The sequence below is a fragment of the Paenibacillus naphthalenovorans genome, from assembly GCF_001465255.1.
Lineage (GTDB): Bacteria > Bacillota > Bacilli > Paenibacillales > NBRC-103111 > Paenibacillus_G > Paenibacillus_G naphthalenovorans.
Genome location: NZ_CP013652.1, coordinates 4,225,074 through 4,246,084, shown reverse-complemented (window position 1 = coordinate 4,246,084; position 21,011 = coordinate 4,225,074). Strand labels below are relative to the sequence as shown.

Below are 21,011 nucleotides of genomic sequence, written 5' to 3'. Positions count from 1 at the left end.
GCCGGTTTTTTGTTTTCAGGCGGAGCAGGATTTTCCTCAACCGGTCAGATGACATGGGGGCTGTATTTGTAGTATAATCTTATGTTAGGAATTTACTAGTTGAACTTTTAAGGAGTTGTCCTTGACATGGCATTGAAAGCAGGGATCGTCGGACTGCCGAACGTCGGCAAGTCAACGTTGTTTAATGCAATTACGCAAGCCGGGGCGGAGTCGGCGAACTACCCTTTTTGTACCATAGATCCTAACGTTGGTGTAGTAGAGGTTCCGGATGAGCGTTTGCTCCGGCTGGCCGAGATCGTGAACCCGAACCGTATTGTGCCGACAGCATTTGAATTCGTCGATATTGCGGGCCTTGTGAAAGGCGCAAGCAAAGGCGAAGGGCTTGGCAATAAGTTTCTGGCTCATATCCGCGAGGTGGATGCGATCGTACACGTGGTTCGCTGCTTCCAGGACGAGAATATTACCCATGTATCAGGAGTTGTGGATCCGATCAGCGATATCGAGACCATTAATCTCGAGCTGATTCTAGCGGATGTGGACTCGGTAGATAAACGAATTGAGCGGTCGCGTAAAAATATGAAGAGCGGGGACAAAAAATACGCGCAGGAGGTCGAATGCCTCGAACGGGTGAAAGAAGCGCTGTATAACGATAAGCCGGCCCGCAGTGTGGAGCTTAGCGACGAGGAAAAGCTGCTGATTCGCGACTTGCACTTGCTTACGATGAAGCCGGTGCTGTATGCGGCAAATGTCAGCGAGGCGGAGGTGGCCAACGCGGAAGATAACCCTTACGTCCAAAAGGTACGTGAGTATGCTGCTAAGGAAGGCGCAGAAGTGGTGCCGATCAGCGCAAAGGTGGAATCGGAAATCGCCGAGCTCGAAGGCGAGGACAAGCAGATGTTTCTCGAGGAGCTGGGGCTTCAGGATTCCGGCTTGAACCGGTTGATTCAAGCGGCGTACCGCTTGCTTGGGCTGTATACGTATTTTACGGCGGGAGTGCAGGAGGTCCGCGCTTGGACGATCCGCAAGGGTACGAAGGCGCCTCAAGCGGCCGGAGTCATCCACACCGATTTTGAGCGCGGCTTTATTCGGGCGGAGGTCGTTGGGTACGACGATCTGATCGCATCGGGTTCAATGAACGGAGCCAAGGAAAAAGGGCTGCTGCGCCTCGAGGGCAAGGAATATGTCGTCAAAGACGGAGACGTCATGCATTTCCGTTTCAATGTATAAGGAATTTTGGCTTGATGCATATACTCAAAAAAAGAAAGGGTGAAATCAGATGCTGGATCGGTTGCAAGCATTGGCTGACCGATATGAGAAATTAAGCGAACTGCTCTGTGACCCGAACGTGACGAGTGATTCCAAAAAGCTGCGGGAATATTCCAAGGAGCAATCCGATCTTCAGGAGGCCTACGACGCGTATATGGAATACAAGAGCGTGTCGGAGCAGTACGAAGCGGCGCGGGTCATGCAGAATGAAAAGCTGGATGACGAAATGAAGGAATTGGTGAAGCTGGAGCTCGAAGAACTGTCGGAGCGTAAAGCCAAGCTGGAAGAGCGCATCAAGGTGCTGATGATGCCGAAGGATCCGAATGACGATAAGAACGTGATTGTGGAAATCCGCGGTGCCGCTGGCGGGGACGAAGCGGCATTGTTTGCCGCCGACCTGTACCGGATGTATACGAAGTATGCCGATTCACAGGGCTGGCGGACGGAAGTGCTGGATGTGAATATGAATGATCTCGGCGGATTTAAAGAGATTATTTTTTTGGTGAGCGGCAAAGGGGCTTACAGCAAGCTGAAGTTTGAGAGCGGCGCACATCGCGTACAGCGTATCCCGGCGACCGAATCGGGGGGACGTATTCATACGTCCACTTCGACGGTATCCGTGATGCCGGAGATGGAAGAATTCGATATCGAAATCCTGGATTCGGATATCCGTGTCGATACGTTCTGTTCCAGTGGAGCGGGCGGGCAATCGGTCAATACGACAAAGTCGGCGGTACGCGTAACACACATCCCGACCGGAATCGTAGCCACCTGCCAGGACGGCAAATCGCAAAACTCGAACAAAGAGAAGGCGCTGCAGGTGCTGCGGGCCCGGATCTACGATAAAATGCAGCAGGAAGAGATGGAGAAGTATGGCGCCGAGCGCAAGAGCAAGATCGGGACGGGAGACCGTTCGGAGCGGATCCGTACCTATAACTTCCCGCAAAGCCGGGTGACGGACCACCGGATCGGCCTGACGCTGCATCGCCTTGACGCCGTGCTCAATGGCGAGATGGATGAAATCATCTCCGCGCTGACCATTGCTTCGCAAACCGAGCAGATCGAAAAAGGAGAATACGCCGGTGCGTGAAGATCGGCCGATGACGATACGTGAAGCCTATGCAGAGGCTTCTTCTTTTTTGCGGCGCAGCGGTGTGCGGGAGCCGGAGGCGAATGCCGGACGGCTGCTCGAGTATCTGCTGGGCGAGAGCCGCAGCGGACTGCTCCTCCGCTGGCCCGAGCCCTTCCCGCCGGAGCGGGAGGCGGACTGGAAGCGGCTGCTTGCCCGCAAGGCGAGTGGTGAACCGGTGCAGTATATCATAGGAGAGCAGGAGTTCTACGGGCTTTCCTATACGGTAACGCCGGCGGTGCTCATCCCGCGGCCGGAGACGGAGCTGCTGGTTGAGCAGGCCGTGCTAATCGGACGGCAATTGTGGAAAGATGGCGAGAGCCCGGCAGTGGCGGACATCGGCACCGGCAGCGGGGCCATCGCGGTGAGCCTTGCCGTACAGTGCCCGCGGTGGCGGGTGATGGCCTCGGACATCTCGCCGGACGCGCTGGAGGTGGCCAAAGCCAATGCGGTGCGCCACGGGGTAGCCGAGCGAATCGCCTTCTTCGAAGGAGACCTGCTGGCTCCGTGGATCGAGCGCGGCGAGCGGCTCGATCTGGTCATATCGAATCCGCCGTACATTCCGGAGGCGGATGAGGAGGGGCTTCAGCCGGAGGTGAGGCTGTTCGAGCCGCGGACGGCACTGTATGGCGGCGCGGACGGGCTGGTGCCGTACCGCCGGTTGACGGCGCAGCTTGCCGAGCTGCCTGCAATGCCGGCTTTGGTCGGCTTTGAGGTCGGGATGGGGCAAGCTCAAGAGGTCAGGCAGCTGCTGGAACGCGCGGCGGATTGGGACGAGATTCGAACCATTCCCGATTTGGCCGGCATTGACCGGCACGTGATCGCTTTACGGAGAAGGCAGCATTCGTTGTTTTGATCCGCCTGCGTTTAAACTCTCTTAATCCGGACATACTAGCAACTAGAAGAGCTAGAGTTCGAGATTGGAGAGGGGCTGTCCGGAATGGTCAAACGGTTTGCGTGGAAACGGTATGCGTATTTGGCTTTTGCTTTTATGGTGCTGCTTGCTTGCTGGGAATCCCAGCGATCGAATGCCGTCTTGTTTGCATCGCCCGCCGGGAGCGGGGAAGTGCAAAGCGCCGTCATACCGCAGGAATCGATTCGTCTGCGCATCCTGGCTCATTCCGATGCGGCCCTTGATCAATGGCTCAAGCGCGAGGTGCGCGACGCCATTGTGGAACAAATGAACGGTTGGGTTACGGCTCCGCAAGGCATCCAAGAAGCCCGCGAAGTGGTCCGGGAGCATTTGCCGGAGTTGAACGAGCTGGTGGGTGAGACGCTGCGGAAGAACGGTTTTGACTATAGCTATAATGTAGAACTGGGCGTCGTTCCGTTTCCGACGAAAATGTACGGGAATCAAGTGTATCCTGCCGGTGATTATGAGGCGCTGCGTGTTTCCATCGGGGCGGCGGAAGGACAAAATTGGTGGTGCGTGCTGTTTCCGCCGCTCTGTTTTGTAGATTCGGAGATGGTGGTCAAAAGGAACACAGCGTATGCTGCTGAGCCGAAGGAATCCGAGCCGGCCGGGGAGGCAAGTAAAGAGGATAAAGAAACCGGGGCGGCCAAGGAAGACCGGGACAACGTACCGAAAGACAAAACACAGGCTAAGGAAATAAAGACATCCAAGGAAAACACCGATTCCGAAAAGAATGCTGCTGCGGCCGCCCAGCCGGAGGTTCGGTTTTTCCTTTGGGATATGCTCAAAAAAATCGGTTCCTGGTTCGTTTGAGCGCTTTAGCCATATGAAGCCATTGGATGCAGGGAAAGGAAGAGGTAATCCCGATGACGATAGAGACGATGGTATGGGAGGTAGACGGGCAGCATCCCGATCCGGCGAAGCTGCAGGAGGCGGCGCAGCTTCTCCGGCAAGGACGGACAGTGGCGTTTCCGACGGAGACGGTGTATGGTCTTGGGGCCGATGCCTGCAGTTCAGAAGCGGTGGCCGGCATCTTCTCGGCCAAAGGCCGGCCGTCGGATAACCCTCTGATTGTGCATATTGCAGACAGGTCTCAACTGGAGGAGCTGGCGGCTCCGCCGGATGAGGCCGTTTCGCGTTTGCTGGATGCGTTTTGGCCGGGGCCGCTGACCGTTGTGTTGCCCGTTCGTCCCGGGGTATTATCCCCGCTTGTGACCGCAGGGTTGTCCACGGTCGGGCTGCGCATGCCGGACCACCCTGTTGCGCTGCAACTGATTGCCGCGGCGGGATGCCCGGTCGCGGCGCCCAGCGCGAACCGATCGGGACGCCCGAGCCCGACGCAGGCAGCGCACGTGCTGGAAGATTTGGAGGGACGCATTGGCGGCATCGTTGACGGCGGGGAGACCGGCGTCGGCGTCGAGTCGACGGTTGTGGAGTACGCCGGAGGCGCGCTACACATCCTGCGTCCCGGGGGGATTACGCTTGAGCAGCTGCGCCAGGCGCTGCCGCCTCATATCCCAGTGCTCGAGGCAAGCCCCGAGCACCAGGAGCCGTCCGCTCCGCGCGCCCCGGGCATGAAATATGCCCATTATGCGCCCCGCGGCGCGCTGCTGCTTGTTCAAGGCCGCCAGGGCACGGCGCCCGAACAGATTCTCGCTCGCATGCAGCGCGAGCTCGATGAGGCCCGCGCGCGCGGCGAGCGCACTGGCGTCCTCACCTACGGCGAGTACGCCGGCGCGTTCCGCGCGGACTGCGTCGTCGCGTGCGGCCGTCTGGACGACCTCGAAACGGTCGCCCAAGGACTCTACGCCGCGCTCCGCGAATTCGATGAAGCCGGTGTCGGCTTCATCACAGCCCAAGCGTGCCCCGAAGAGGGGATCGGGGCCGCGATCATGAACCGCCTGCGCAAAGCCGCCGGCGGGCGAATCGTGACGCTCTAGCGAGCTTTCCCTGTCCATCCCTGCAGCAGCACATCCGCCTCAAGTCATCTTTCTGCCCTTGTCCGCATATGTTGATTTAGAATAGGACAGGGGGTAGGGTAGAAATGGACTTGGCGTCACCGCTGGTGTGGGCCCAAATCATATCCATCGGACTCATGGCGGTTGCCCTCGGTCTGGATGCGCTGTCACTGGGGCTGGGGATCGGAATGAAGGGTATCCGTAAGCTCGATATTTTAAAAATTAGCGTAACCACCGCCTTATTTCATATGATTATGCCGTTGGCCGGCATGCGGATGGGCGGATATATCAGCATGCTGCTCGGTAAAGTGGCTACGATGTGCGGCGGTATTCTTCTACTTCTGCTGGGATTGCATATGGTATATAGCTCTCTGCGGACAGAGGAGTCCAAGTCTTACGATTATCGTTCCTTTTTGGGCTTGACGCTGTTCTCTCTGAGTGTAAGCATCGATTCTTTCTCTGTGGGCGTTTCACTGGGGATGTTTGCAGGCGATGTCCTGCTTACGGTGCTGATGTTTGGCGTGGCGGGAGGCTTGATGTCGGTCATCGGTCTGCTGCTTGGACGGCGAGTCGGACAATGGATCGGAGAATATGGCGAAGCGCTCGGGGGAGTGATCCTGCTGGCTTTCGGCATCAAGTTTTTGCTTTAAAGGTGAAGTTCCATATTTGCTTGCTTTTGGGGTACAATATGATTATGAGAAACCAAAATATGAACTACGGAAAGGCGGGGAGAACGCGATGAACCGAATCTTGTTCGTTTGTACGGGCAATACTTGCCGCAGTCCGATGGCGGAAGGAATAATGCGTAAAATTCTTTCTGAAGAAGGACTAACGGACATTGAGGTGCGTTCGGCCGGCGTAGCGGCGTACGAGGGAACGCAGTTATCTGACCACGCGGCTTCCGTGTTGAAGAACAAAGGCTGTGTCGGACCGTCGGCTTCAACATTTCTGTCACAGATCCTGATCGATTGGGCGGATTTGGTGCTGACGATGACTTCCAGTCATAAGAGGCATACGATTCAACTGTATCCCGAGGCTGTGGACAAGGTGTATACACTGAAGGAATATGTGCAGGATGACCCGCAGTTAGCGGATAAAATATCGGAGATGGAAAGTCTGATCACCGAGCTGGAGCTGAAACAAGCGCTGTCCGGGCAAATTACTGAGGAAGAGAGAGAGCGTGTACTCACCCTGCAAAAAGAATTGCCGCTGCCGGACATCGCAGATCCGTTCGGAGGATCCTACAGGGAGTATGAAAAATGCGCCTGGGAGATCGAGGAGTGCTTGATCAAGCTGGCGGCGAAGCTGAAAAAAGACCGTTAACATCAGGAGCCGACGGAGGGTCCCGATACGGGAAGTTGGGCTTTACAGCAAACGCTTAATGGGATATGATAAACTTATCAATCATCAGTGCCCGGTGTAACTGGCGACGAGTGGAATAAACCACAGTGGAGCATCGGGACATACGGCCGGTCGCCTGGGCGAAAGAGCAACACGATGCGCGGAGAGCGCATGTGTCATGCTCTTTTTTCGTGTTTACCGCTTGTTTAGGTTATAATGAAATGACTAAGTGAGGAGGCAAACGTGATGAAAATAGCAATGGGTGCGGATCATGCAGGATATCGGTTAAAGGATGAATTAATTCCGTTTCTTGAGTCGATGGGGCATCAAGTGCTGAATTGCGGCTGTGACTGCTCCGATTCCGTGGATTACTCGGACTATGCGCTCGCCGTGTGCGAGAAAATCGTTGCCGGGGAAGCGGACAGGGGAATCCTGATTTGCGGAACGGGGATCGGGATGACGATTGCGGCCAATAAAGTGCCGGGCATCCGCTGTGCGCTGGTACACGATTTGTTCTCGGCCAAGGCGACCCGCGAGCATAACGATTCCAATGTGCTGGCGATGGGCGAGCGCGTCATCGGACCCGGTGTAGCTCAGGAAATCGTCAAAATTTGGCTGGAGACCGAATTTTCAAACGGGGAGCGGCACAAAAACCGCGTTGCCAAAGTGAAAGCGTTGGAAGACAAATATGCGCTGCATCCTTAATTCGAGGTAAAGCAGTCATGAACATAAACCTGACTACGATACGTTCTCAAGTAGAAATCATCGTCCGTGAGCTGGTCAAGGCAGGCGGGGTAGAAGCGGGACATCTTCTGGTCATAGGGACAAGCACCAGCGAGGTGCTCGGTAAACATATCGGCACAGCGGGAAGCGAAGAGGCGGCCCGGGAAATTTATGCCGGAGTAGAAGCGGTGCGGGAGAAGATCGGCTTTTTTCCCGTTTACCAGTGCTGTGAACATTTGAACCGGGCGCTCGTTGTGGAGAAGGAAGCGATGCTGCGGTATGGACTGGAACAAGTGAGCGTCATACCGGTGCCCAAAGCCGGGGGCTCAATGGCTTCCTATGCCTTCAGGCATCTGAAGGAGGCTGTTGTTGTGGAGACCGTTCAGGCGCATGCGGGACTGGATATCGGGGGAACGCTCATCGGTATGCATTTGAAGCGTGTAGCGGTGCCGCTGCTGCCGTCGATCCGGCAGATCGGCGGGGCGCACGTGCAGATGGCTTATACCCGGCCGAAGCTGATCGGGGGTGCTCGGGCAGTCTATACGATCGATACACAGGCGTCCGACAGAACTTGTGATTGAGATGGACTCGCCTATTCGTATTCAAAATAGATCTCGTAATATTCAAGGAGGATAACTTACATGGAATTTCTTCGCAAACAAGACCCGAAAATCGTGGAAGCAATGAATCTTGAGCTCGGTCGTCAACGCGACAAAATCGAGCTGATCGCGTCCGAAAATTTCGTCAGCCAAGCGGTGCTTGAGGCGATGGGTACCGTATTGACCAACAAATATGCGGAAGGTTACCCGAATAAGCGTTACTATGGCGGCTGCGAATACGTCGACATCGTCGAGGATATCGCACGCGACCGCGCGAAAGAATTGTTTGGCGCTGAGCATGCGAACGTTCAGCCGCACTCCGGCGCCCAGGCGAACATGGCCGTTTACCTTGCTGCGGTACAACCGGGGGAGACGATCCTGGGGATGAACCTGGCGCACGGCGGTCATCTGACGCACGGCAGTCCGGTCAATGCATCCGGAATTTTGTATAACTTCGCAGCCTATGGCGTAAGTGAGAAAGATTCCCGCATCGATTATGACGAAGTCCGCAAAGCGGCGTTCAAGCACAAGCCGCGCTTGATTGTAGCCGGTGCCAGCGCATACCCGCGCATCATCGACTTCGAAGCCTTGGCGCAAATTGCAAATGACGTCGGCGCGCTGTTTATGGTGGACATGGCTCATATTGCCGGTCTTGTGGCTGCAGGCCTGCATCCAAATCCGGTGCCGCACGCTCATTTTGTAACAACGACAACGCATAAGACGCTTCGCGGGCCTCGCGGCGGTATGATCCTGTGCCGCAAACCATGGGCTGCCGCGATTGACAAAGCGGTGTTCCCAGGCTCGCAAGGCGGTCCGCTGATGCATATCATCGCGGCCAAAGCGGTGGCCTTGGGAGAGGCGCTGCAGCCGGAGTTCAAATCATACGCTCAGAATGTTGTAAACAATGCGAAAACATTGGCAGATGGTTTGATGGCGGAAGGAATCAACCTCGTTTCCGGGGGAACGGACAACCACCTGATGCTGATCGATCTTCGCAGCTTGAACCTGACGGGTAAAGAAGCGGAGCATCTGCTCGATGAAGTGGGCGTGACGGTAAACAAGAACGCCATTCCGTTCGATCCGACCAGCCCGTTTGTGACCAGCGGTATCCGGATCGGTACTCCTGCGGCCACAGCCCGCGGTATGAATCAGGAAGCTATGAAAACCATCGCCAAGATTATTTCGCTTACGCTTAAGAATCCGTCCGATCAGGCTGTGCATGAGAAGGTGCGCGGTATGGTGAAAGATTTGACGGCACAATTCCCGCTGTATCCCGGACTTCAGTATTAATGATCGCTAAAACCAACAAAGGCCGGCTCTTTATATGAGGAGCCGGCATATTTATGTTTCACGTGGATCATTGCAGAAGAAGAACGGGGGACATTGTGCTATAATAAATGGGGCAGTACATTCGGTTTATAAGACAAGGGATGAACGGTTGATAGCCAGTGAAGTGAAATAAACTATCATTTTTTTGGCGTCCATGGAATTTTCCAGACGCTTTCTTTTATGATCTCGGCAGGCGAGTTCGTTTTTGGCAGGCTTGGCGTGTCCAAATAGCAATAGACCGCTCCTCAGCCAGGGAACGCGGTCTGTAGAATGCGTAACGTTGATTTGGATTCATTTGCGTTGGTTGGCGTTTTTTTCCCGATTGGGATAAGTATCGGTAGTTGTGGTATAATAGACAAGATTTTGGGCTTTATAGCGTTATAGGAGGACCTTGCATGGGTAAAGTGTTTGTTTGCGACCATCCGTTGATTCAGCATAAGCTGACCTACATTCGGGATGAGAATACCACCACGAAAGATTTCCGCGAGCTGGTGGATGAAGTGGCCACATTGATGGCTTACGAAATAACAAGAGACATTCCGCTCGAAAAGGTGCAGGTGCGCACACCTGTTACGACCGCCGAGTGCAGAGTGATCTCCGGCCGTATGCTGGGTCTTATTCCGATTCTGCGCGCCGGCCTCGGTATGGTAGACGGGATTCTGAAGCTGGTCCCTGCCGCCAAAGTGGGGCATATCGGGTTGTACCGGGACCCGGATACGCTGGAGCCGGTGGAATACTATGCCAAGCTTCCGACGGATGTGCAGGAACGGGAGCTGATCGTAATTGATCCGATGCTCGCCACGGGCGGTTCGGCTAATGCGGCGATCGAAGCGCTGAAGAAAAGGGGCTGCACGCAGATTAAGCTGATGTGCCTGATTGCTGCGCCGGAAGGTGTGCAGGCTGTGCAAAAGGCGCATCCTGACGTTGATCTTTATGTAGCGGCTATCGACGACCATTTGAACGACCACGGATACATAGTTCCGGGGCTCGGCGATGCGGGCGATCGGCTGTTCGGAACAAAGTAAGCTGCTGAATTCGGAAGAGGGAAGGGAAGCCGAGAGCGATGAAAAAAACGAAAGTAATCACCATCTTCGGCACCAGACCGGAAGCCATCAAAATGGCTCCGTTGGTGAAGGAGTTGGAAAAGTATCCCGGGCAAATCGAGTCGCTTGTTTGCGTTACGGCACAGCATCGCCAAATGCTCGATCAGGTACTGGATATATTCTCCATCAAGCCGGACTACGATTTGGACGTCATGAAAGAACGTCAGACCTTGAATGAAATATCGATCCGTGTACTTCAAGGACTGGATCCGGTATTCAAAGAAGAAAAACCGGATCTGATTCTTGTTCACGGGGACACGTTAACGACATTTTTGGCGAGCTACGCCGCGTTTATGCAGCAAATCCAAGTGGGTCATGTGGAAGCGGGTCTTCGGACGTGGAACAAGCTGTCTCCTTATCCTGAGGAAATGAACCGCCAGCTGACCGGAGTTCTGTCTGATCTCCACTTTGCTCCGACGAACTGGTCTGCAGGAAACCTGCGCAAAGAAAACAAGCGGGAAGATTCCATCTTCGTTACGGGGAATACCGTGACCGACGTGTTTCAATACACGGTTCGTCCGTCGTTCTCCCACCCGGTGCTTGAATGGGCACAAGGCAAACGCCTGGTATTGATGACCGCACATCGCCGGGAGTCGCAGGGGGAGCCGCACCGCCAAATTTTCCGTGCGGTACGCCGTCTGGCCGATGAATTCGAAGATATCGCGATCGTATATCCGGTGCATCCGAGCCCGGCTGTAAAGGAACCGGCTTATGAACTGCTTAGCGGCCATGACCGGATCAAACTTATCGATCCGCTCGATGTGTTTGAGTTCCACAATTTTTATCCCCATGCGCATCTCATTCTGACCGACTCCGGAGGGCTTCAGGAAGAAGCGCCGTCATTCGGCGTACCGGTGCTGGTGCTGAGGGAGACGACCGAGCGGCCGGAAGGAATCGACGCGGGAACGTTGGAGCTGGTCGGCACCGACGAACAGAGGGTATATGAGCGGGCTAAAGCACTGCTGAGCGACACGGCTATGTACGAAAGAATGAGCCGGTCGGCCAATCCTTACGGCGACGGCAAGGCGTCCGAACGAATCGTGCAAGCTATCCTTTTCCATTTCAACCATAGGTCGGATAGACCCGAGCCGTTCCAACCGTGACAATCTGATGACAAACGTTACACCATACATCTCTACTGTTTGGTTTGGAATGCAAAAAAAGGTTGATATATCAAGGTTTTTTGCGTTTTTATCACAGAAGGGTTACCAGACTTCGTAATTGACAAATGTGACTTTACTCCGCTAAAATAAACTAGGATTGATAAGGAAGGCTTATGAAACGACAAAATTCCAATGATAATCCGTGGCGAGCCGTTGCTCTATTGGGCAGCATTGGCATTGATTTGGGCGTTTGCATGTTGGCCGGTTATTGGCTGGGCAATTGGATGAGCGAACGTCAGGGCGGGGAACCGTTCTGGATTGTGGGTGGAATGTTGGCGGGTTTCTTTGCGGGAGCCGCCGGCGCTTTTCTGATCATCCGAAGCTACATGCGGGGGGACGGCAATGAATGAACTTTCGACCCGCCTGAAAACGGTTCAGCGTATTATCATATTTTTTTTGTCTTTCTGTTTCATGGCTTGGGCGCTGTTGCCTGGATATCGCCCGCACTTTGCCGGATTGATTCTGGGAACAATCGTCAGTCTTGTCAATGCCCATTATCTGGCGTGGAAAATCAGGCAGCTCACGGATTCGGTGCTTGAAGGAAGAAGGCGCAGAGGCGGTATCGGCTTCGGCACAAGAGCCGCGATTTCCTTGCTTGCCGTGTGGGGGGCTTACGAAGTACCGGAACATATTGCTGTATGGACTACCATCATAGGATTAATTTTCGTACAGTTGGCAACACTCCTATTGGGTATTATTTCAATTAAAAAATAATTATTCCATCATGCCTTGGAAAGGGGTGAAACTAGTAGAATGCATGAGTTACCGATAGTGAATTGGTTAGGAATCGATTGGGACCTTTCCACCATCATTACCATAGCAGTTACATGTTTGATCGTACTGCTCATTGCGATTGCCGGAACCCGCAATCTTTCCGTACACAATCCCGGCAAAATGCAAAATTTCTTGGAGTGGTTAGTTGAGTTTGTTCACAATATCATTGCAGGCACTATGGACATGAAGAAGGGTAAAGCTTTCATTATGCTTGGGATTACACTGATCATGTTCATCTTTGTCGGCAATATGCTTGGCCTGCCGCTTGTCATCGTGACCGAAGTAACGCAGCCGATTCCATGGCTCGGCATAACGCAAGCGGAGATCGATGCGGCGCATCAAGCCGGCAAACACATCGGGATCGGTTGGTGGAAATCACCGACAGCTGACTTGTCTGTTACGATGGGACTGGCCCTCATGGTCATTGTCATGACTCATTATCTGGGACTTACACGTAACACCAAGCACTACTTGCACCACTATGTCGAACCGTTCGCGGTGATGTTTCCGTTGAATATCGTCAAGGAGATCTCCAAACTCTTGACGCTCGGCATGCGTCTATTTGGTAACATCTACGCCGGTGAAGTCTTAATCGCCGTTATTCTCATGGCTGGTATCGGAGGGATACTCCCGCTGATCATCTGGCAGGGCTTCAGTGTGTTCGTAGGCGCCATTCAGGCGTTCGTCTTTACGACGCTGACCATGGTTTACTTGTCTCAAGCCATTGAACACAAAGAGTAATATGCGGACGGGTATTTATGCTGGCATTCAGATCCTTATCCGCTTTATTAAACATAACAAAACCAAAATTGAACAATTTTAAGGAGGATATTTTACAATGGAATTTCTTGCAGCTGCTATTGCAATCGGTTTGGGTGCGCTTGGCGCAGGTATCGGTAACGGTTTGATCGTCAGCAAAACAGTTGACGGTATCGCTCGTCAACCAGAGCTTAAAGGTACGCTTCAAACGGTCATGTTTATCGGTGTAGGTCTTGTCGAGGCGATTCCGATCATCGCGGTCGTATTTGCATTGCTCTTCACGTTCGTATTCGCAGGTTAAGATGCTTGAACCTTGGGCGGGGAAGCCTATAGCCTCCACGCCTTCCTTTTGTCCGAATGTACTCATTCGGATTATGATTCAGCCATTACCCCTCTGAAGGGAGTGACGTATAGATGCATTTCACATTCAGTTCTTTTATCATCGCCATCATTTCGTTCGGGATCCTGATGCTGCTGATCAGCAAATATGCTTTCGGACCGTTAATGGGCGTGATGGAACAACGTAGAAAGCTCGTTCTTGATCAATTGCAAAGCGCAGAGCAGGACCGCAAACAAGCCGATGCGCTCCTCGCCGAACAGAAGGCCGCTCTTGAGCAAGTTCGCAGCGAAGCGAAAGCCATTATCGAGCAGGCCCGTGTAACCAGCGGGAAACAGGCTGAAGATATCATCCGCCAAGCGAAAGAAGAGGCGGCAAGAATTAAAGAAGAAGCGCTTCGCGATATCGAAACCGAGAAAAACCTGGCCGTTGCGGCTCTCCGCAGCCAAGTCAGCGCGATGTCCGTAATGATCGCTTCCAAAATCATCGAGAAGCAAATCGATGAGAAGTCTCAGGAACAGCTGGTTGAGCACTACCTGAAAGAAGTAGGGGGCAACCAATGAGCCAGGACATGATCGCAGCCAAAAGATATGCAAAAGCCTTGTTTGAAGTCGCACGGGAAAAAGGTCAAGTAGCTCAAATAGAGCAAGAGCTTGTATCGGTCGCTTCGGTATTGAAAGAAAATGCGGATTTATCGAAGCTGATTAAACACCCGGGCATCGAGGCTGCTGTAAAAATTGGGCTGATCAAGCAAATCTTCGAATCCTCCGTATCCGAGGCTGTATTGAATACGCTGCAGCTGCTGATTGAGAGAAGACGCGAAGAGGCGCTGGAAGCCTTTGTAAAAGCTTATGTAAAGATCGCAAACGATGCGCTCGGACAAGCGAACGCTACGGTATATACGCCAGTGAAGCTGTCCGAAGCAGAGTTGAACGATATTGCCGCCACGTTCGGCAAATTGACCGGTAAACAAATCCGCGTGGAATCGGTTATAGATAAAAGCTTGCTCGGCGGTATTCAAGTCCGCATCGGCGACCGTTTGTACGACGGCAGCCTGTCCGGCAAGCTGAAGCGTCTGGAAAGAACATTGAATCAATCTCAAGCACTGTAGATAGGGGTGAGGTTCGTTGAGTATCAAACCTGAAGAAATCAGCACATTAATCAAACAACAGATTGAGAAATATAATTCGGAAATTCAAGTCGTTGACGTAGGTACGGTCATTCAGGTCGGTGACGGTATTGCCCGTGTGCACGGCTTGGAAAACGTTATGGCAGGCGAGCTGCTCGAGTTTCCCAACGGGGTTTTGGGCTATGCGTTCAACCTTGAGGAAAGCAACGTAGGTATCGTTATTTTGGGACCTTACACCGACATCCGCGAGGGCGATCAGGTGAAACGCACCGGCCGGATCATGGAGGTTCCGGTTGGCGAAGAGCTTCTCGGCCGCGTCGTTAATGCGCTCGGTCAACCGGTTGACGGCAAAGGTCCGATCAACACAACGCACTTCCGTCCGGTTGAATCTCCGGCACCTGGCGTCATGGACCGTAAATCGGTTCATGAGCCGATGCAAACCGGGATTAAAGCCATTGACGCAATGATCCCGATCGGCCGCGGACAGCGTGAGCTCATTATCGGTGACCGTCAAACCGGTAAAACATCCATTGCGATCGATACCATCATTAACCAAAAGGGCAACGGTGTGAAATGTATCTATGTTGCCATCGGTCAAAAGCAATCCACTGTCGTTAATGTGGTGGAAACGCTCCGCCGTAACGGCGCTCTGGATTACACGATCGTTGTCACGGCTTCGGCTTCCGAGCCGGCCCCTATGCTTTGGTTGGCTCCTTACGCCGGCTGCGCAATGGGCGAATACTTTATGTACAAAGGCGAGCACGTGCTCATTATCTATGATGACTTGTCCAAGCAAGCTGCCGCATACCGTGAGCTGTCCCTGCTGCTTCGCCGTCCTCCGGGCCGTGAAGCTTATCCGGGTGACGTTTTCTATCTGCACTCCCGCTTGCTCGAACGCGCTGCGAAGCTTAGCGACGAGCTGGGCGGCGGGTCGTTAACGGCTCTTCCGTTCATTGAGACCCAAGCAGGCGACGTATCGGCTTATATTCCAACAAACGTTATTTCGATCACAGACGGACAGATCTTCCTTGAGTCCGACCTGTTCTACTCCGGCCAGCGTCCGGCGGTTAACGTCGGTATTTCCGTATCCCGTGTAGGGGGCTCCGCGCAAATCAAAGCGATGAAGAAGGTTGCCGGTACCCTCCGTCTGGATCTTGCGCAATACCGTGAATTGGCTGCTTTTGCACAGTTCGGGTCCGACCTTGACCGTGCTACGCAGACTCGTTTGAATCGCGGTATTCGTACCCTCGAGCTGCTGAAGCAAGGGGTAAACCAGCCGATGCCGGTTGAGAAGCAAGTCGTTGCCATCTATGTGGTAACGAAAGGCCATATCGATGAGCTGCCGGTACAGGATGTACGCCGCTTCGAAGCTGAGTTCCTGGCGTACTTGGACTCCAACCGTCCGGAAATTCTTCAAAATATCCGCGATACGAAAGATTTGACATCGGATAATGAGAAGGCTCTGACGGAAGCCATTGGGCAATTCAAAAAAGGATTCGCTCCTTCCGCATAAATGAACGGTAACTGAGCTTCTCGCAAGAGAAGCTCGGTATTCCTTTTTAAGCAACGATAATGGGCTTATCCAAAGATGGCGCTCCTTCCGGAGGGCTTCGAGAGAGAGGTGAGCAGGCATGGCAAAAGGTATGCGCGAAATTAAGCGCTCTATCAAGTCAAAACAAAGTACGAAGCAAATCACGAGGGCGATGGAGATGGTCGCGGCGGCAAAGCTGAGACGTGCTCAGGAGGCTGCCGAGTCAGCACGTCCGTACGCTGATAAGATGAAGGAAGTGATCGCGAGTATTGCCGCAGGTACGAAGGGTGTGACGCATCCGATGCTGCAAACCCGCGAGATCAAGAGGACCGGTTATCTTGTCATCACCTCCGACCGCGGTCTGGCCGGCGGTTACAATGCCAACGTGCTTCGTAAAGTGATGGCTGTCATTAAAGAAAAGCATAAATCTACAAGCGAGTATGCCATTTTCGTCATTGGACGAAAAGGCCGGGATTTCTTCCAGAGACGCAACATCCCAATTGTCGAGGAAGTGACGGGGCTGCCGGATTCACCCCAATTCTCGGACATTAAGTCGGTTGCGGCTTCCGCTGTGGCGAATTTTGAGAATGGCGCCTACGATGAATTGTACCTGGTATACAATGAATTTAAGAATGCCATTACCCAAATCCCGCAGGTGAAGCGTCTGTTGCCGCTTGAGGAAGTCAACAGCGATTCGGTGGCGAACTACGAATATGAGCCGTCTGCCGAGGGTGTGTTGGAAGTACTCCTGCCGAAATATGCGGAAACGCTCATTTACAGCGCGGTTCTTGACGGTAAAGCGAGCGAGTTCGGAGCCCGGATGACGGCGATGAACAACGCTACGAAGAATGCGACGAAGATGATCGCTACGCTGACCCTTCAGTACAACCGTGCCCGTCAGGCTTCGATTACCCAGGAAATATCGGAGATCGTCGCCGGAGCGAACGCACAAAGTTAAGGAATGGACGGCGAAGGCAATTTCGTTTAAGATACGGAAACACATAGGAGGGAAAACATGAACAAGGGGCGCGTTGTGAATATAACAGGGCCGGTCGTTGACATTGAGTTCGAACGTGGACACCTCCCTGAGATTTTGAATGCGATCAAGATTGAAAGAAAAGCGCAAAATGACAGCGAACGCGATATCAGCCTGACGGTTGAAGCGGCTGTTCATCTTGGCGACAACATGGTACGTTGTATTGCGATGTCTACCACTGACGGTTTGGTTCGCGGTATGGAAGCCGTCGATACCGGCGCAGCGATTTCCGTTCCGGTAGGCGCAGCCACACTCGGCCGCGTGTTTAACGTTCTTGGGGAGCCGATTGACAACAATCCGAACGTGGACCGCACGCTGACTAGCCCGATTCATAAAGCCGCACCGGCTTTTGAGAACTTGTCTACACAAGCTGAAATTCTCGAAACAGGTATTAAAGTTATCGACTTGATGGCGCCATACGCCAAAGGCGGTAAGATTGGTCTGTTCGGAGGCGCAGGCGTAGGTAAAACCGTTACCATGCAGGAGCTTATCCATAACATCGCGCAAGAACACGGCGGTATTTCCGTATTCGCTGGTGTAGGCGAGAGAACGCGTGAAGGTAACGATTTGTACCATGAGATGAAAGATTCGGGCGTTATTTCGAAAACGGCAATGGTGTTCGGCCAGATGAATGAGCCGCCGGGCGCGCGTCTTCGTGTCGCTTTGACGGGTCTGACGATGGCGGAATATTTCCGTGACGAAGAGGGCCGCGACGTTCTGTTATTTATCGACAATATTTTCCGCTTTACCCAAGCGGGTTCCGAGGTATCCGCGCTTCTCGGCCGTATGCCTTCTGCGGTTGGTTATCAGCCGACGCTGGCTACGGAGATGGGTCAGCTGCAAGAGCGGATTACTTCGACAAAGAAAGGTTCCGTTACGTCCATTCAGGCGATCTATGTTCCTGCGGATGACTATACGGACCCTGCTCCGGCAACGGCGTTCGCGCACTTGGATGCAACGACGAACTTGGAGCGCAGCATCGCCTCCAAAGGTATTTTCCCGGCTGTTGACCCATTGGCTTCGTCTTCCCGGATTCTGACGCCGGAAATTCTCGGTGAAGAGCACTACCAGGTGGCTCAAGGCGTGAAGAAAATTCTTCAGCGCTACAAAGAGCTTCTCGATATTATCGCCATCTTGGGCATGGATGAGTTGTCCGATGAGGATAAGCTGGTCGTGCACCGTGCACGCCGTATTGAGTTGTTCTTGTCCCAACCGCTGCACGTTGCCGAACCGTTCAACGGTATTCCTGGCGTTTACGTACCGGTTAAAGAAACCGTACGCAGCTTCAAGGAAATTCTTGAAGGCAAACATGACGATCTTCCGGAACCGGCGTTCCACAACGTGGGAACGATCGAAGACGCTATCGAAAAAGCGAAGACGCTGTAAAAACGCAGCATAAGCTTACGAAGCCGTTTGTCCTTGGACAAACTTAGTCAATGCTTACGATGCGGTTTGCTCAAGAGCAAACTCTTAGGAGGGGAATCCAAGTGAGCACATTCCTGTTGGAAATTGTAACCCCGGAGCGTAAAGTGTATGCCGAAGAGGCGAACATGATCGTTGTGAAGGGTGTTGAAGGGGAGCTTGGAATTCTGCCTAATCACATTCCGCTGGTCACTCCTTTAAAAGTTGCGCCGGTTACCGTGAAAAAGCAAGGCGCTAAGGACGAATACATCGCGGTAAACGGCGGTTTTATGGAAGTGCGAAAGGATAAAGTGGTTATTCTGGCGGAAAGCGCCGAGCTGCCGGATCAAATCAATCTCGAGCGGGCGCAGGCGGCCAAAGAACGCGCGCAGCAGCGTTTGTCCGCAGCCAAGCAGGACCAAATCGATTTCAAGCGTGCCGAGCTTGCTTTACAGCGGGCGATGAATAGAATCGAGGTATACGGTAAAAAATAATAGTAATGATTGACAAAAGCGAGGGAATATGCTTCCTTCGCTTTTTTACATTAGAATTGTCTGAAAATGTTAGACACCCCAAAAGGCATTTGTTATAATTGGGAAGGCATATATTAACAGTAGTTATACAAGCGATAAGAAAACTTGAACAATGGGGCTGCGTAAGGTACCCTTATGTTAGGTTGTGTTTTCAAATCGTTTGTAGGACTAAAGTAGTAGACGGTTCGCAGCAAGTTGCGTGCCGGATACGAAAAGATATACAGGGAGGCGGTTCGTTCACGATGTATATGAACAACTATGTGGTCGTAACGTTTTTTCTCTTGTTGGGCGTGTTACTCCCTATCGCTGCGCTTGGTATCGGGCGTTTGCTCCGGCCAAATAAGCCTGTCGAAGCGAAGTATACGACTTATGAAAGCGGTAACGTACCTATAGGCGAGGGGCAAATTCGCTTCAATATCCGGTACTACCTATTTGCGTTGATGTTTGTTATTTTTGATGTTGAAACCGTGTTCTTGTACCCATGGGCCGTTGCCTACAAGCAATTGGGCTTGTTTGCGCTTGTGGAAATGTGTATTTTTGTTGGATTGTTGATCATTGGCTTGCTTTACGCCTGGAAGAAGAAGGTGCTGCAATGGACTTCAATTTAGCAAATATTACACCGGAGGAACGGCAGGAACTCGAACGTAATGTATTCATGACGACATTGGAGCAGATTAAAGCTTGGGCACGAAGCAATTCTTTGTGGCCGCTGACATTTGGACTTGCTTGCTGTGCTATAGAGATGATGGGAACAGGTGCATCGCACTATGACTTGGACCGTTTCGGGGTGATTTTCCGAACTTCTCCAAGGCAGTCCGATGTGATGATCGTTGCCGGGACGGTAACGAAGAAAATGGCTCCGCTGCTGCGGCGCTTGTATGACCAAATGCCGGAACCCAAATGGGTGATCGCCATGGGCTCCTGTGCTACGGCGGGCGGCCCTTATGTAAAATCGTATGCGGTAGTGAAGGGCGTCGATCAGATCGTGCCGGTGGATGTATATATCCCTGGCTGTCCGCCGAATCCGGCCGCTTTGATATACGGAATTAACAAGCTGCAGGAAAAAATCCGCTACGAAGCCAAAACGGGTAAGCAGGTGACCAATCGATGAGCGAGGAGCAAAAGCGAGATCAATCGGGCAGCCCTGAAGCTGACATGCAAAAGCCTAAGGCAGAAGGTGAAGCGTCCGCACCGATGAGCGGCGAGCCTGCCGCTGTTGACGGCGCCGAAGTCACAAAAACGGGGGGCGCCGGAGAACCTCCAGGCGGTTATGCCTCCGCCGATGCGCCGAAGCCGAAGGAACCGAAAGCATCCGCCGCTGCATCTGAGCCTGTGGAGCCTCAGACCGCTAAGGGGGAGCCGGGAGACGCTCCGGCGGCGGAGAAAGCTGCTCCCAGCGATGCTGAGAAAGAGGCAAAGGCAAAGGCCGCCGCTGAGGCAAGAGCAGCCCGGGCTAATGCGCGTGCCGCGAAGAAGGAAGAGGCGGGGACCGAAGCACCGAAGGAGCCGTCGCCGAATCAGCCGCAGTTGGACCGGATCGTCGCCATCCTGAAAGGGTTCGGGGAAGATCTGGTGCAGGAAGCGTATATTAATGAAAAGGGCGGACACATCCCTTATCTTATCATCAAAGGTGACGAATGGCCGGCCGTTGCAGAGCAGCTGAAAACTCATCCGGAGCTCAAGCTGAATTATTTGCGCAATGTGTCCGGTATCGATATGGAAACGCACCTGGAAGTGGCGTACCATCTGATCTCTCTTGAGACCAAACGGGAATATTGCGTCAAAATCAAGACCGACCGGGAGGCTCCGTCCATTCCTTCTGTCACATCGGTATGGCCTACGGCGAACTGGAATGAAAGAGAAATATACGACTTATTCGGCATCGATTTTCCGGGACATCCCGACCTGCGCAGAATTATGATGGCTGACGATTGGGTAGGCCATCCGCTTCGCAAAGATTATGAACCGCTCGACCCGGAGGTGTGAT

General features: G+C 53.2%; 25 protein-coding genes and 1 riboswitch. All 25 genes read left to right on the top strand.

Features of this window, described 5'->3' with window-relative positions; genetic code table 11:
• Positions 1-126 precede the first annotated feature (126 nt).
• The 25 genes from ychF to IJ22_RS20665 all read left to right on the top strand — a co-directional run bounded on the left by ychF (position 127) and on the right by IJ22_RS20665 (position 21,010).
• Positions 127-1,227, top strand: a complete 1,101-nt coding sequence (ychF, locus tag IJ22_RS20785) for a redox-regulated ATPase YchF (protein WP_062410179.1) — start codon at positions 127-129, stop codon at positions 1,225-1,227.
• Between the two features lie 49 nt (positions 1,228-1,276).
• Positions 1,277-2,356, top strand: a complete 1,080-nt coding sequence (prfA, locus tag IJ22_RS20780; protein ID WP_062410178.1) for a peptide chain release factor 1 — start codon at positions 1,277-1,279, stop codon at positions 2,354-2,356.
• 10 nt (positions 2,357-2,366) lie between these two features.
• Positions 2,367-3,251 (top strand): peptide chain release factor N(5)-glutamine methyltransferase, encoded by an 885-nt coding sequence (gene prmC / locus IJ22_RS20775; protein ID WP_201023644.1) that lies wholly within the window; start codon positions 2,367-2,369, stop codon positions 3,249-3,251.
• A gap of 84 nt (positions 3,252-3,335) precedes the next feature.
• Positions 3,336-4,121, top strand: a complete 786-nt coding sequence (gene spoIIR / locus IJ22_RS20770) for a stage II sporulation protein R (RefSeq protein WP_062410176.1) — start codon at positions 3,336-3,338, stop codon at positions 4,119-4,121.
• 53 nt (positions 4,122-4,174) lie between these two features.
• Complete coding sequence (locus IJ22_RS20765) at positions 4,175-5,248, top strand: L-threonylcarbamoyladenylate synthase (RefSeq protein WP_062410175.1); 1,074 nt, start codon at positions 4,175-4,177, stop codon at positions 5,246-5,248.
• Positions 5,249-5,352: 104 nt separating this feature from the next.
• Entirely contained in the window at positions 5,353-5,916 is a 564-nt protein-coding gene (locus tag IJ22_RS20760) for a manganese efflux pump MntP (protein ID WP_054817710.1), read from the top strand.
• Positions 5,917-6,004: 88 nt separating this feature from the next.
• A complete protein-coding gene (locus IJ22_RS20755) occupies positions 6,005-6,589 on the top strand; it encodes a low molecular weight protein arginine phosphatase (RefSeq protein ID WP_062411093.1) in 585 nt (194 codons plus the stop codon).
• Positions 6,590-6,675: 86 nt separating this feature from the next.
• Positions 6,676-6,756: riboswitch (ZMP/ZTP riboswitch) on the top strand.
• A gap of 97 nt (positions 6,757-6,853) precedes the next feature.
• A complete protein-coding gene (gene rpiB / locus IJ22_RS20750; protein WP_062410174.1) occupies positions 6,854-7,312 on the top strand; it encodes a ribose 5-phosphate isomerase B in 459 nt (152 codons plus the stop codon).
• A 17-nt stretch (positions 7,313-7,329) separates the two neighbouring features.
• On the top strand, positions 7,330-7,911 hold the full coding sequence (locus IJ22_RS20745) for a TIGR01440 family protein (RefSeq protein ID WP_062410173.1): 582 nt from the start codon (positions 7,330-7,332) through the stop codon (positions 7,909-7,911).
• A gap of 60 nt (positions 7,912-7,971) precedes the next feature.
• On the top strand, positions 7,972-9,219 hold the full coding sequence (locus tag IJ22_RS20740; protein WP_062410172.1) for a serine hydroxymethyltransferase: 1,248 nt from the start codon (positions 7,972-7,974) through the stop codon (positions 9,217-9,219).
• Positions 9,220-9,653: 434 nt separating this feature from the next.
• The gene (upp, locus tag IJ22_RS20735) at positions 9,654-10,283 is read left to right on the top strand and encodes a uracil phosphoribosyltransferase (RefSeq protein WP_054817707.1); all 630 of its coding nucleotides are present in this window, start codon (positions 9,654-9,656) and stop codon (positions 10,281-10,283) included.
• A gap of 38 nt (positions 10,284-10,321) precedes the next feature.
• Positions 10,322-11,464, top strand: a complete 1,143-nt coding sequence (gene wecB, locus IJ22_RS20730) for a non-hydrolyzing UDP-N-acetylglucosamine 2-epimerase (protein WP_062410171.1) — start codon at positions 10,322-10,324, stop codon at positions 11,462-11,464.
• A 173-nt stretch (positions 11,465-11,637) separates the two neighbouring features.
• Positions 11,638-11,874 carry an AtpZ/AtpI family protein gene (locus IJ22_RS20725; RefSeq protein WP_054817706.1) on the top strand — a complete coding sequence of 79 codons (237 nt, stop codon included), beginning with the start codon at positions 11,638-11,640 and terminating at the stop codon, positions 11,872-11,874.
• On the top strand, positions 11,867-12,238 hold the full coding sequence (locus IJ22_RS20720) for an ATP synthase subunit I (RefSeq protein WP_054817705.1): 372 nt from the start codon (positions 11,867-11,869) through the stop codon (positions 12,236-12,238). The genes IJ22_RS20725 and IJ22_RS20720 overlap by 8 nt, the downstream gene beginning before the upstream one ends.
• A gap of 39 nt (positions 12,239-12,277) precedes the next feature.
• On the top strand, positions 12,278-13,039 hold the full coding sequence (gene atpB, locus IJ22_RS20715) for a F0F1 ATP synthase subunit A (RefSeq protein ID WP_054817704.1): 762 nt from the start codon (positions 12,278-12,280) through the stop codon (positions 13,037-13,039).
• 97 nt (positions 13,040-13,136) lie between these two features.
• The gene (gene atpE, locus IJ22_RS20710) at positions 13,137-13,358 is read left to right on the top strand and encodes a F0F1 ATP synthase subunit C (RefSeq protein ID WP_054817703.1); all 222 of its coding nucleotides are present in this window, start codon (positions 13,137-13,139) and stop codon (positions 13,356-13,358) included.
• Positions 13,359-13,471: 113 nt separating this feature from the next.
• On the top strand, positions 13,472-13,957 hold the full coding sequence (gene atpF / locus IJ22_RS20705; RefSeq protein WP_054817702.1) for a F0F1 ATP synthase subunit B: 486 nt from the start codon (positions 13,472-13,474) through the stop codon (positions 13,955-13,957).
• Entirely contained in the window at positions 13,954-14,505 is a 552-nt protein-coding gene (locus IJ22_RS20700; RefSeq protein ID WP_054817701.1) for a F0F1 ATP synthase subunit delta, read from the top strand. The genes atpF and IJ22_RS20700 overlap by 4 nt, the downstream gene beginning before the upstream one ends.
• A 16-nt stretch (positions 14,506-14,521) precedes the next feature.
• Entirely contained in the window at positions 14,522-16,036 is a 1,515-nt protein-coding gene (atpA, locus tag IJ22_RS20695; protein ID WP_062410170.1) for a F0F1 ATP synthase subunit alpha, read from the top strand.
• Between the two features lie 118 nt (positions 16,037-16,154).
• Entirely contained in the window at positions 16,155-17,012 is an 858-nt protein-coding gene (atpG, locus tag IJ22_RS20690) for an ATP synthase F1 subunit gamma (RefSeq protein ID WP_054817700.1), read from the top strand.
• 57 nt (positions 17,013-17,069) lie between these two features.
• Entirely contained in the window at positions 17,070-18,476 is a 1,407-nt protein-coding gene (gene atpD / locus IJ22_RS20685; protein WP_062410169.1) for a F0F1 ATP synthase subunit beta, read from the top strand.
• 101 nt (positions 18,477-18,577) lie between these two features.
• A complete protein-coding gene (locus IJ22_RS20680) occupies positions 18,578-18,985 on the top strand; it encodes a F0F1 ATP synthase subunit epsilon (RefSeq protein WP_054817699.1) in 408 nt (135 codons plus the stop codon).
• A 281-nt stretch (positions 18,986-19,266) separates the two neighbouring features.
• The gene (locus IJ22_RS20675) at positions 19,267-19,632 is read left to right on the top strand and encodes an NADH-quinone oxidoreductase subunit A (protein ID WP_054817698.1); all 366 of its coding nucleotides are present in this window, start codon (positions 19,267-19,269) and stop codon (positions 19,630-19,632) included.
• Positions 19,617-20,135 carry a NuoB/complex I 20 kDa subunit family protein gene (locus tag IJ22_RS20670; protein WP_062410168.1) on the top strand — a complete coding sequence of 173 codons (519 nt, stop codon included), beginning with the start codon at positions 19,617-19,619 and terminating at the stop codon, positions 20,133-20,135. The genes IJ22_RS20675 and IJ22_RS20670 overlap by 16 nt, the downstream gene beginning before the upstream one ends.
• Positions 20,132-21,010: an NADH-quinone oxidoreductase subunit C gene (locus IJ22_RS20665; protein WP_074728981.1), complete on the top strand. Its 879-nt coding sequence runs from the start codon at positions 20,132-20,134 to the stop codon at positions 21,008-21,010. The genes IJ22_RS20670 and IJ22_RS20665 overlap by 4 nt, the downstream gene beginning before the upstream one ends.
• The last annotated feature ends 1 nt before the right edge of the window (position 21,011 follow it).

Excerpts from the sequence above, each read along its gene's own strand:
- ychF (WP_062410179.1), top strand. The coding sequence starts at position 127 with ATGGCATTGAAAGCAGGGATCGTCGGACTGCCGAACGTCGGCAAGTCA.
- prfA (WP_062410178.1), top strand. The coding sequence starts at position 1,277 with ATGCTGGATCGGTTGCAAGCATTGGCTGACCGATATGAGAAATTAAGC.
- prmC (WP_201023644.1), top strand. The coding sequence starts at position 2,367 with ATGACGATACGTGAAGCCTATGCAGAGGCTTCTTCTTTTTTGCGGCGC.
- spoIIR (WP_062410176.1), top strand. The coding sequence starts at position 3,336 with ATGGTCAAACGGTTTGCGTGGAAACGGTATGCGTATTTGGCTTTTGCT.
- IJ22_RS20765 (WP_062410175.1), top strand. The coding sequence starts at position 4,175 with ATGACGATAGAGACGATGGTATGGGAGGTAGACGGGCAGCATCCCGAT.
- IJ22_RS20760 (WP_054817710.1), top strand. The coding sequence starts at position 5,353 with ATGGACTTGGCGTCACCGCTGGTGTGGGCCCAAATCATATCCATCGGA.
- IJ22_RS20755 (WP_062411093.1), top strand. The coding sequence starts at position 6,005 with ATGAACCGAATCTTGTTCGTTTGTACGGGCAATACTTGCCGCAGTCCG.
- rpiB (WP_062410174.1), top strand. The coding sequence starts at position 6,854 with ATGAAAATAGCAATGGGTGCGGATCATGCAGGATATCGGTTAAAGGAT.
- IJ22_RS20745 (WP_062410173.1), top strand. The coding sequence starts at position 7,330 with ATGAACATAAACCTGACTACGATACGTTCTCAAGTAGAAATCATCGTC.
- IJ22_RS20740 (WP_062410172.1), top strand. The coding sequence starts at position 7,972 with ATGGAATTTCTTCGCAAACAAGACCCGAAAATCGTGGAAGCAATGAAT.
- upp (WP_054817707.1), top strand. The coding sequence starts at position 9,654 with ATGGGTAAAGTGTTTGTTTGCGACCATCCGTTGATTCAGCATAAGCTG.
- wecB (WP_062410171.1), top strand. The coding sequence starts at position 10,322 with ATGAAAAAAACGAAAGTAATCACCATCTTCGGCACCAGACCGGAAGCC.
- IJ22_RS20725 (WP_054817706.1), top strand. The coding sequence starts at position 11,638 with ATGAAACGACAAAATTCCAATGATAATCCGTGGCGAGCCGTTGCTCTA.
- IJ22_RS20720 (WP_054817705.1), top strand. The coding sequence starts at position 11,867 with ATGAATGAACTTTCGACCCGCCTGAAAACGGTTCAGCGTATTATCATA.
- atpB (WP_054817704.1), top strand. The coding sequence starts at position 12,278 with ATGCATGAGTTACCGATAGTGAATTGGTTAGGAATCGATTGGGACCTT.
- atpE (WP_054817703.1), top strand. The coding sequence starts at position 13,137 with ATGGAATTTCTTGCAGCTGCTATTGCAATCGGTTTGGGTGCGCTTGGC.
- atpF (WP_054817702.1), top strand. The coding sequence starts at position 13,472 with ATGCATTTCACATTCAGTTCTTTTATCATCGCCATCATTTCGTTCGGG.
- IJ22_RS20700 (WP_054817701.1), top strand. The coding sequence starts at position 13,954 with ATGAGCCAGGACATGATCGCAGCCAAAAGATATGCAAAAGCCTTGTTT.
- atpG (WP_054817700.1), top strand. The coding sequence starts at position 16,155 with ATGGCAAAAGGTATGCGCGAAATTAAGCGCTCTATCAAGTCAAAACAA.
- atpD (WP_062410169.1), top strand. The coding sequence starts at position 17,070 with ATGAACAAGGGGCGCGTTGTGAATATAACAGGGCCGGTCGTTGACATT.
- IJ22_RS20675 (WP_054817698.1), top strand. The coding sequence starts at position 19,267 with ATGTATATGAACAACTATGTGGTCGTAACGTTTTTTCTCTTGTTGGGC.
- IJ22_RS20670 (WP_062410168.1), top strand. The coding sequence starts at position 19,617 with ATGGACTTCAATTTAGCAAATATTACACCGGAGGAACGGCAGGAACTC.
- IJ22_RS20665 (WP_074728981.1), top strand. The coding sequence starts at position 20,132 with ATGAGCGAGGAGCAAAAGCGAGATCAATCGGGCAGCCCTGAAGCTGAC.